The organism is Streptomyces sp. SM1 (assembly GCF_002910825.1).
GTDB classification, from domain to species: domain Bacteria; phylum Actinomycetota; class Actinomycetes; order Streptomycetales; family Streptomycetaceae; genus Streptomyces; species Streptomyces okerensis.
The window spans coordinates 1-8,601 of sequence record NZ_NEUB01000439.1 but is presented as its reverse complement, the minus strand read 5'-3'; the positions used below and the strand labels follow the sequence as shown (position 1 = coordinate 8,601).

Annotated in this window: 7 protein-coding genes and 3 pseudogenes; 2 read left to right on the top strand and 8 right to left on the bottom strand. The window is 73.8% G+C overall.

Annotation, left to right across the window (positions count from 1 at the left end; genetic code table 11):
• A pseudogene (locus B9S61_RS11015) lies at window positions 1-309 on the top strand (hypothetical protein); the annotation flags it as partial.
• Between the two features lie 43 nt (window positions 310-352).
• Here the strand turns inward: B9S61_RS11015 and B9S61_RS11010 are convergent.
• The 7 genes and pseudogenes from B9S61_RS11010 to B9S61_RS10975 form a co-directional block, all read right to left on the bottom strand.
• A complete protein-coding gene (locus B9S61_RS11010; protein ID WP_103542091.1) occupies window positions 353-2,287 on the bottom strand; it encodes a DUF2264 domain-containing protein in 1,935 nt (644 codons plus the stop codon).
• Window positions 2,284-3,315 carry a hydroxyacid dehydrogenase gene (locus B9S61_RS11005; protein ID WP_103542090.1) on the bottom strand — a complete coding sequence of 344 codons (1,032 nt, stop codon included), beginning with the start codon at window positions 3,313-3,315 and terminating at the stop codon, window positions 2,284-2,286. The genes B9S61_RS11010 and B9S61_RS11005 overlap by 4 nt, the downstream gene beginning before the upstream one ends.
• Window positions 3,316-3,520: 205 nt before the next feature.
• Window positions 3,521-3,670: pseudogene (locus tag B9S61_RS11000) on the bottom strand (CGNR zinc finger domain-containing protein); the annotation flags it as partial.
• 1 nt (window position 3,671) lies between these two features.
• Window positions 3,672-3,773 (bottom strand): annotated as a pseudogene (locus B9S61_RS43270) (helix-turn-helix domain-containing protein); the annotation flags it as partial.
• 29 nt (window positions 3,774-3,802) lie between these two features.
• Window positions 3,803-4,174 carry a VOC family protein gene (locus B9S61_RS10990; RefSeq protein ID WP_103542089.1) on the bottom strand — a complete coding sequence of 124 codons (372 nt, stop codon included), beginning with the start codon at window positions 4,172-4,174 and terminating at the stop codon, window positions 3,803-3,805.
• Between the two features lie 325 nt (window positions 4,175-4,499).
• A complete protein-coding gene (locus B9S61_RS10980) occupies window positions 4,500-4,913 on the bottom strand; it encodes a hypothetical protein (protein ID WP_103542087.1) in 414 nt (137 codons plus the stop codon).
• 51 nt (window positions 4,914-4,964) lie between these two features.
• Window positions 4,965-5,957 (bottom strand): alpha/beta fold hydrolase, encoded by a 993-nt coding sequence (locus tag B9S61_RS10975; RefSeq protein ID WP_103542086.1) that lies wholly within the window; start codon window positions 5,955-5,957, stop codon window positions 4,965-4,967.
• Window positions 5,958-6,325: 368 nt separating this feature from the next.
• On the opposite strand from B9S61_RS10975, the gene B9S61_RS10970 reads away from it, so the two are divergent.
• Complete coding sequence (locus B9S61_RS10970; protein ID WP_103542085.1) at window positions 6,326-6,841, top strand: hypothetical protein; 516 nt, start codon at window positions 6,326-6,328, stop codon at window positions 6,839-6,841.
• Window positions 6,842-6,906: 65 nt separating this feature from the next.
• Here B9S61_RS10970 and pgm read toward each other — a convergent pair whose 3' ends face one another.
• Window positions 6,907-8,547 carry a phosphoglucomutase (alpha-D-glucose-1,6-bisphosphate-dependent) gene (gene pgm / locus B9S61_RS10965; RefSeq protein ID WP_103542084.1) on the bottom strand — a complete coding sequence of 547 codons (1,641 nt, stop codon included), beginning with the start codon at window positions 8,545-8,547 and terminating at the stop codon, window positions 6,907-6,909.
• Window positions 8,548-8,601 lie beyond the last annotated feature (54 nt).

Sequence of the window (8,601 nt, the reverse complement as noted above, 5' to 3'; positions counted from 1 at the left end):
GGTGAGCGGGGAACCGGGAAGGACGGTCCCAAACTCGTCGAACTCGTCCGGCTGCACCTGAGCGAGCGGAGCGAGCCGCGTTCGGCGTCGGAGGTGGCCGGCGCGCTCGGGAAGGCGCACCCCGAGCGCGCCGTCAAGACCACCGTGGTGCGCAGCACCCTGGAGGGTCTCGTCGCCCGCAACCAGGCCCAGCGCACCAAGCAGGGCTCGTCGGTCTTCTACACCGCACCCGACACCACACCCGACACCGCTGCCGAGATGCCCGTGACCACCGGGCGGACCAGGAAGAGTGCCCCTGAGCAGTCCTGACGCCGTCCCTGCCCTCCGCCGCTCACTCCTCACGGCTCACCGCTCAGTACGCCGTGTGCCGCACCTCCACCGGGTCGAAGGCGATCCGGGTGCGGGCCGTGCCGCCGGCCCAGACCACCTCGATCGCCCCGTCGTCCACCCGCACTTCGTCGACGGCCTCCGACAGGGGCACGGAGCCGGCGTCCTCGTTATCGGCATCGACATCGGTATCGGTATCGGTATCGGTGAGGGATGCCAGGGCGACATGCACGGAGGTGCCCCCGCAGCGGCCGGTGAGACGCGGGAGCAGGGCCCACGGGGTCCAGGCCGTCCCCTGCGGGGCACGGACCGCCTCCGCGGACGGGTCGTCCCAGCCGTGCAGTCCGTAGAGGGCGGAGACCAGTGACTCCTCGGGGCCGGTCGCCCAGCCGGTGAGGGTGAGCCGGGACCCCGCCGGCGCCCCCACCACCCGGTGTGCCCGCAGTTCGTGGCGGCCGTGTACCACGGTGACGCTCTCCACGCGCAGGCCGGGCACCATCGGCGGGCCCGCGGTGAACACGGGCCGGTGCCAGGAAGCGGCCCAGCCCCAGCCGTCGCCGTGCCCGGCGCCCAGGGGGTGGATGCGGCGGCGCACGCTGTGCCGGCCACCGGTCCGCAGCGAGAGGTGGTTGTCGGCGGTGTTCCCGGGGGCCGTGGGACCGGTGCGGGTGGAGTAGGCCTGGCGTCCGTAGTACGGGTCGTCCTCGGCCGCCGACTCGCCCTCGTGCGGGCGCACATGGTCACTGCCGTGGTTGTGCAGCCGGACGATCCCGTCGGCCCTGGTCGCCTGGACGAGCAGTCCGGGCGCGGGCAGCGCCAGCACTCGGTCGGACTCCTCCACGGGCGCCGCCTCCTCGCGCGCCGTCCAGAAGGCGGAGCCGGCGGGAGCGAGCAGGGCGACGAACGCCTTCGACGCCCAGTACGGCGACGCCGGGCCCGAGTAGCTCTGCAGACCGGCCTCGTGCGGGCCGTACCAGCCGGCGCTCAGCAGGCCGTCCGCGGTCAGCGCGCCCCGGTCCAGGAAGTGGCGCAGGGTGCCGCTGGCGATGCGGCGGGCGGCGCCCGGTGACAGCGGGGTGTGGCCGGTCACCGCGCCCAGCGAGACGGCGGCCGAGGCGGCGAAGCGGTAGGTCAGCGAGCGGCCGAAGTGCAGCGGAGCCCCGTCCGCGCCGAACATCAGGGCGTAGCTCTCCAGGTGGGTGCGCAGGCGTGCGCCGTAGTGCGTCGACGCCGCGGCGTCGCCCGCGAGATGGGCGTCGAGGACCGGATACAGGTGCAGGGCCCAGCCGTTGTAGTGGTCGAAGGCGCGCCCGTCGCCGTCGGCGTACCAGCCGTCGCCCCGGTACCAGCCCTCCAGGAGCCCCCGGCCGCGCTCCCGCGCGGCCGCCGTCTCGGCGTCACCACGGCCGACGGACTCGAGGAACCCGGCGACCGTGTACGGGAAGAGGTACCAGTTGTTGGGCGCCGGGGTGTGCCGCAGGGCGCCCCGCAGCCACTCCTCCGCGCGGTCCCGCACACCGGGGTCGAGCCGCTCCCACAGCCAGGGGGCGGTCAGGCGCAGGCCGAGTGCGACCGACGCCGACTCGACCATCGGCTGGCCCCGGACGTCGAAGTCCAGGATCAGCGGCCAGGACTCGGTGTCGTCGCGGCCGGGGGTGCGGGTGCCGGCGGCGAGACCGCTCGCGTAGTGCTCCAGCATCCCGTGCGGGTCGTGCCCGTCCGCGCCCGCGACACGGAACGCGGCGGCCAGGAACGTCCTGGCGTACCCCTCGAGTCCGTCGGAGCGCACTCCCGAGCGCGAGGGGCGGCCGGGCAGGTCCAGCAGGGCGCCGCCCGGGGTGCTCCGGCGCCAGGCCGCGGTGAGGAGGCCGTCGGCCACGGCCTCCCAGTGGGCGCGGGTGTAACCGGTGCGGGGGCTGGTTCCGCGGTCGTCGGCGGGCAGTGCGAACGGGATGCTCATGCCAGGAAGGCCAGCCTTTCGCGTCGTACGGGGTGGAGGAAGCCGTCGCCCGACACCCAGCGCGCGATCTCGGAGAGGGCGAGGCCGGCCAGCCGGCGCCACTCGTTGCCCTGCGAGCCGGCGAGGTGGGGGGTGAGGAGAACATTGTCGCACTCCCACAACGGGTGTTCCGGCGGGAGGACTTCGGGGTCGGTCACATCGAGCACGGCGCGGATCCGGCCGTCCCGCACGGCCACGGTGAGGGCGTCCTGGTCGATGACCGCGCCACGCGCGGTGTTGATCAGTACGGCGTCGGGGCGCATGGAGTCGATCAGGTCCCGGCCGACCAGTCCCCGGGTCTCCGGCAGCAGCGGGGTGTGCACGCTCACGGTGTCGCCGCGCCGGAACAGCTCGGTCAGCCCGACCTGCTCCACGCCCAGTTCGCGGGCCCCGTCGGCGTCCACGTACGGGTCGTGCAGCAGCACCTCGATGTCGTGCGGGCGCAGCAGGTCGATGACCCGGCGGCCGATGAGCGACGCCGAGAGGATGCCGACGGTGCGGCGGTGGTTGCCGACCGCGCGGGAGGTGCGCAGCCGGTCCGGCCCGGTGCGGGAGGCGTGGTACTCGCGCGCGCTCTCCAGGACCCGCTTGCCGGTGAGCAGGATCATGGCGAGGGCGTACTCCGCGACCGGAAGCGCGTTGGCCGCGGCGGCGGAGGACACCTCGACACCGCGCTCCCAGCAGGCGTCGGTGACATGACCGCGTACGCTGCCCGCGGTGTGGGCGACGGCCCGCAGCCGTGGCGCCGCCCGCAGCACCTCCCGGTCCAGGGGCGGGCAGCCCCAGCCGGTGACCAGCAGCTCGACATCGGTGAGCACGGCACGGGCCCGCGGTGTGGTGAGGTCGTCCAGCACCGGGAGCGGAGCGAGGTCGCACAGCGCGGCGAGGGCCGCGAGGGAAGCGGTGTCGAGAACGGCCGAGGCGGCGTCCGGCGACATGGCCAGTGCGGCGCGGGGGCGGGAGCGGGGGCCGGGCGAGGACTCGGTCATGGGGGTGAGGGAACTCCTGGTGCGGGCGGAGCGTCTCCCGCGCGTTCCTGCGCGGCCGGGACACGGCTGTTCGGGACACGGAAATCGTCGTCGCCCGGCCGGCGGACGGTCAATGGACCGTTCAGAGGAAAGGGGACCGGCAGCAGCCTGGTGGGTGTTTCGCGTGGCCACCGGGCGGTCCGCAGGAGGCCCTGGGGGTGGTGCGTCAGCCCGAGGCACCACTGCGCCGGGCGTAGGCGCGGGCGGCACGGACACGGTCGCCGCAGCGTGTGGAGCACCAGTGGAGCCGACCGTGGGTGCGCAGGAGGAACCGGTCGCAGGGGGCTGATCCGCAGGCGGCGAGGGTGTCGGCGTCGGACCGTCCGGGCCCGCCGCCAGGTCACCACCGGCCCGGTGCCCCGGCGGATGATCCGCAGCAGCCACCGACCTTCGTCATCGTCGATCCCCCGGTCCCGCATACGTTCCGCTCTCCCAGTCCTCGTTTCCGTCAGCTGTGACTGGTGTCGATGACGCAGAAGCGGTTGCCCTCGGTATCGGCAAGCACGACGAAGTCGGCGTCGTCCGGATAGAAGTCCCAGTCGACGCGCTCAGCGCCCAGGGAAATCAGTCGCGCCACTTCGGCCTCCTGATCGGCGGTGTCGCCGGCATAGAGATCGAGGTGGATTCTCGGGTGTTCCTGCACGGGCGTCGTACTGAGGTCGAGGGCCAGTGCGGCACCGGAGCCGTCGGCCGGCACGAGAACCGCCCAGTCGTCCTTCACCTCACCATCGCGAGGAATGTAGCCCAGTGCCCGCCTCCAGAACTCCGCGGCCCGCCGCACATCAGCGGCCCCCATCACGATCGTCCCAATGCTCAGCATCCGCCGATTCTGGCAGACACCGAGGGAACCCACGGCGTGAGCCACGTCCCCGACTACGAGGCCAACGCTGCCTGATGCGGAATCCGTCGAAGGGGACACCGACGGCGACCATGGCCGGGATGCCGATGATGCCGGCCAGCATGGCGGCGGGCGCTGATCCGGTCACCGTACCGACGAGCGCGGAGACACCGAGAACACCGAGCGCGACCATGGCGCGCGGGCCGCTCGCGCGCAGGCGTGGTGGAGCCGGAAGGCGGTCCTCAGGTTGGACCGGACCGCGAGCGACGTTCGGGAATCGGCCGCCGTCGGCCCTCCGCCGTGGTGCTCACCTGTTCCCGGCCGTCGGGGGCCGGCTCTGGATGCGCATGCCGGGGCGGCGGCGGTGCGCGGTGAGGTAGGTCAGGCCGGCGGGGCCGGCGGCGAGGCTTCGGGTGGAGCCGTGCGGGAGCCAGGTCAGGGTGCCGGTGGGCAGGGGGTGCGGGCCGTCGGGGGCGGTGAGGGTGCCGTCCCCCGCGAGGACGAGCAGGAGGACGTCGAGCTCGGGCTCGCGGTGGGTGTCGACGTGGTGCCCCGGCGGAAGGTGTACGACGTTGGCGTCGAGCTGCCGGCCGGACTCCGCGAGCCGCCACAGGGCGCCGGCCGACGCCTCGTCGGCGCCGGCGGCCAGCGCGGCCGTGTCGCACAGGATCCGCGGGAGGGGGGCGTCGTCGCCCGCCGTGCCGCCGCCTTCTGACGTCATGAGGTGTCACCGTCCCCTGTGCGTGAACCCGGTCGCGTTCCAAATGGGAACCTAACATGCGGATTTGGGCAGTCCGGTGAGCCAGTCGGTCAGGATGCGGCTGGTCTCGTCGGGGCGTTCCTGCTGGAGCCAGTGGCCGCAGCCGTCGAGGATGCGGGAGGAGACCAGGCCGGGGAGCGTGACGGGGAAGGCGTCGATCGCGTCGGCCATCCAGGTGGTGGACGCGTCGAGTCCGCCACCGATGAACAGGGACGGCTGGGTGACGGGAGCGCCGTCGTACTCCGCGAGCTCCTCCCAGTCACGGTCCATGTTCCGGTAGCGGGCCAGCGCCCCGCTCGTCCCGGTGCGCTCGAACTCCCCCGCGAAGGTGTCCAGGTCCGCCTCGCTCAGCCAGGCCGGGAGCGGGCCGGTGGGGAACCTGTCGCGGAGTGTTCCGCCCTGGCTGACGAAGTAGGGCGGGGGTGTGCCGGGTGCGGGCGGGCTGTCGGCCGACAGCGCCGTGTAGAACCCGGCGAGCCAGCCGCGTACGTCCGGTTCGATCTCGGCCTCGGCGCGGCCCGGCTCCTGGAAGTACGAGACGTAGAACTCGTCGTCGCCGCCCAGCGAGGCGACGACCGTGCTCGGCCGCGGGCCGCCGCGCGGGGCGTAGGGGACGCTGAGCATGGCCACCGCGCGGAAGACGTCCGGCCGGATCAGGGCGGCGTTCGCGGCGACGGCCGACCCCCAGTCGTGGCCGACGACGACGGCGCTCCGCTCGCCCAGGGCGTGCACCACCGCGACGGCGTCCGCGACGAGTTCCCGCATGCGGTAGGCGTCCGTGGCGGCCGGCCGGGAGGAACGGCCGTAGCCGCGCACGTCGAGGGCCGCCGCGCGGTAGCCGGCCGCGGCCAGGGCGGGCAGTTGGTGGCGCCAGGAGTACCAGGACTCCGGGAACCCGTGGACGAGCAGCACCAGAGGGCCGCTGCCCTGCTCCACCACGTGCGTGCGGCCGGCGGGCGAGGGGACGAGCCGGTGCGTGGGACCGGTCGCCGGGTGCTGTGACATGTGTGCTCCAGGGTTGTCCGGGATCTCCTGGCCCTCCCGGCCCGCTGGGTGCCGGAGAGCGTCCGTCGAGCATGGCCACGGCGGCCCCGGCGGGGCGAACCGTGTTGCCGGTCCGGCAAAAGGGACCGGCCGGTGTGCTCATCTGCCCGGTCCGGTACGCCCGCCGTGGCGCCGGTGTGGGTGCACGCCGCACCGGGGAAGGCGCCGGGGCGGTTTCGGCCGAAGGGTCACGATCGGCGGAATCGGGGGTGAACAGCGGCCCGTCCCCCTGTCCTTACGTTTTTGCGCTGTGCAATGATCTGGCAGGGCCCCGGTGTGCCGGCCGGGCGGCCGTGGCGGGCTCCCGCACACGAGAGGAATCGACGGACGTGACCGCGCAGAGCCCGGACGCCGGCGGATCGCCGGACGAGCACGACGGTACGCCGTCCGTGCCCGAGGACGTCTGGCAGCGGTTCCTCACCGACACCGAGCACGCCATCCGGGCCACCGCCCCCAGGGAGCCCTCCGCGCACCAGCGGACGGCACGGCCGGCGCCCCCTCCCCACGCCCGTGCGCCGAAGGCGGACACGGGCGTCGCCGCCTCGGTCGGTGACCTGTGGCGCCCCGACGATCCGTGGGAAAGCCCGTCCTGGCGGGACCTGGACCGCCGCGCCAGAGTGCGCCGTGTCGGGCGCGTGGTGGGCACGGCCGCCGCGATCGCGCTGGCGCTGGGCGCCTGGTCCCTGCTGTCCACCGGGGCGGGTACACCGGTCGAGGGGCCGGGCGGCGACAGCGTGCTCCAGCAGTCCGAGGTGGCGCCGGCGGAGCTGCCCACGGCGGCGACGTCCCGGCCGCCCGGCTTCACCTCCCCGTCGCCCACCGGCGCCGCGGTCCAGGCCGGTTGAGGCACTGCCGACGCACCCGGCCACCCGCCGCGGGGTGACCGGGACACAGCCGTACGAGGTGCCGCTCAGCCGCTCAGTGCCGCGAGGACCACGGACTTGGCCTCCTCCTGCACCCGGCGGAGGTGAGCGGGCCCCTGGAACGACTCAGCGTAGATCTTGTACACGTCCTCGGTGCCGGAGGGCCGGGCGGCGAACCAGGCGCTGTCCGTGGTCACCTTGATCCCGCCGATGGACGCGCCGTTGCCCGGAGCCTCGGTGAGCACCCCGGTGACCGGCTCCCCGGCGAGGGTGTCGGCGGTGACCTGGGCCGGGGAGAGCTTCGCCAGCCGGGCCTTCTCCTCGCGGGTGGCCGGGGCGTCGATCCGCTCGTAGGCGGGCTCGCCGAAGCGGGCGGTGAGCGCCGCGTAGTGCTCGGAGGGCGTCTTCCCGGTGACCGCCGTGATCTCGGAGGCGAGCAGCGCGAGAGTGATGCCGTCCTTGTCGGTGGTCCACACCGAGCCGTCCCGGCGCAGGAAGGAGGCCCCGGCCGACTCCTCGCCGCCGAAGCCGAGGGTGCCGCCGGCCAGTCCGTCCACGAACCACTTGAACCCGACGGGTACTTCGACCAAGTCACGCTTCAGATCGGCGGCGACCCGGTCGATCATCGCGGAGGACACCAGCGTCTTGCCGACCCCGGCCGCCGACGGCCACCGCTCGCGGTGCGCGTAGAGGTAGCCGATCGCCGTGGCGAGATAGTGGTTGGGGTTCATCAGCCCCGCGTCCGGGGTGACGATCCCGTGCCGGTCGGCGTCCGCGTCGTTGCCGGTGGCGATGTCGAAGCGGTCGCGACGGCCGATGAGGGACGCCATGGCGTACGGCGACGAGCAGTCCATCCGGATCCTGCCGTCCCAGTCCAGCGTCATGAACCGCCAGGTGGGGTCGGTGAGCGGGTTGACCACCGTGAGGTCGAGGCGGTGCTGTTCGGCGATCCGGCCCCAGTAGGCGACGGACGCCCCGCCCAGCGGATCGGCGCCGATCCGTACGCCGGCCGCGCGGATCGCGTCCAGGTCCAGAACCTCCGGCAGATCCGCGACATAGGTGCCGAGGAAGTCGTACCGGCCGGTGCCGGGTGCGGCGAGGGCGCGGGCGTACGGGATGCGGCGGACGTCCTTGAGGCCACCGCGGATGATCTCGTTGGCCCGGTCCTGGATCCAGCCGGTCGCGTCCGAACCGGCCGGGCCGCCGCTGGGCGGGTTGTACTTGAACCCGCCGTCGGCGGGCGGGTTGTGGGACGGGGTGACGACGACGCCGTCCGCGAGGCCCGTGCCGCGGCCCCGGTTGTGGGCGAGGATGGCGTGCGAGACCGCCGGGGTCGGCGTGTAGCCGTCGGCGCTGTCGATGAGCACCGTGACCCCGGCCGCGGCGAACACCTCCAGGGCGGTGACCCGGGCGGGCTCGGAGAGCGCGTGGGTGTCGGCGCCCAGGAAGAGCGGTCCGTCGGTGCCCTGCGCGGCACGGTACTCGCAGATGGCCTGGCTGGTCGCGGCGATGTGGTCCTCGTTGAACGCGGCCGCCAGTGACGAACCGCGGTGTCCCGATGTCCCGAACGCGACGCGCTGTCCCGGTTCTCCGGGGTCGGGGTGCAGCGCGTAGTACGCCGTGACCAGCCGAGCGACGTCGACGAGATCCTCGGGGCCGGCCGGGCCGCCCGCTCGCTCGTGCTGCATGTACCCACTCCTCCGCACGGGTTGATTGTTCGCTTGCGGAGCCATCTTTCCCTT